The 625-nt window shown below is 54.1% G+C and carries 1 rRNA gene; it reads right to left on the bottom strand.

Going from position 1 to position 625, the window contains the following annotated elements:
- A 23S ribosomal RNA gene (locus OCT63_RS21395) occupies positions 1-625 on the bottom strand; the annotation flags it as partial.

The following is a 625-nucleotide window of genomic DNA, read 5'->3' as shown; positions in this document are numbered from 1 at the left end:
CCTGCCTATCAACGTCGTAGTCTACGACAACCCTTTAGGACACTTATAGTGCCAGGGAAAACTCATCTCAAGGCTCGCTTCGCGCTTAGATGCTTTCAGCGCTTATCGATTCCGAACGTAGCTACCGGGCAATGCCATTGGCATGACAACCCGAACACCAGAGGTTCGTCCACTCCGGTCCTCTCGTACTAGGAGCAGCCCCTTTCAATTTTCCAACGCCCACGGCAGATAGGGACCGAACTGTCTCACGACGTTCTAAACCCAGCTCGCGTACCACTTTAAATGGCGAACAGCCATACCCTTGGGACCGACTTCAGCCCCAGGATGTGATGAGCCGACATCGAGGTGCCAAACACCGCCGTCGATATGAACTCTTGGGCGGTATCAGCCTGTTATCCCCGGAGTACCTTTTATCCGTTGAGCGATGGCCCTTCCATTCAGAACCACCGGATCACTATGACCTGCTTTCGCACCTGCTCGAATTGTCATTCTCGCAGTCAAGCGGGCTTATGCCATTGCACTAACCACACGATGTCCAACCGTGTTTAGCCCACCTTCGTGCTCCTCCGTTACTCTTTGGGAGGAGACCGCCCCAGTCAAACTACCCACCAGGCACTGTCCGTAA

This window comes from Vibrio sp. RW (assembly GCF_027587105.1).
Taxonomy (GTDB): Bacteria; Pseudomonadota; Gammaproteobacteria; order Enterobacterales; family Vibrionaceae; genus Vibrio; species Vibrio toranzoniae.
Note: the sequence above shows the minus strand (reverse complement) of the source record. Positions and strands in the feature narration are given on the sequence as shown.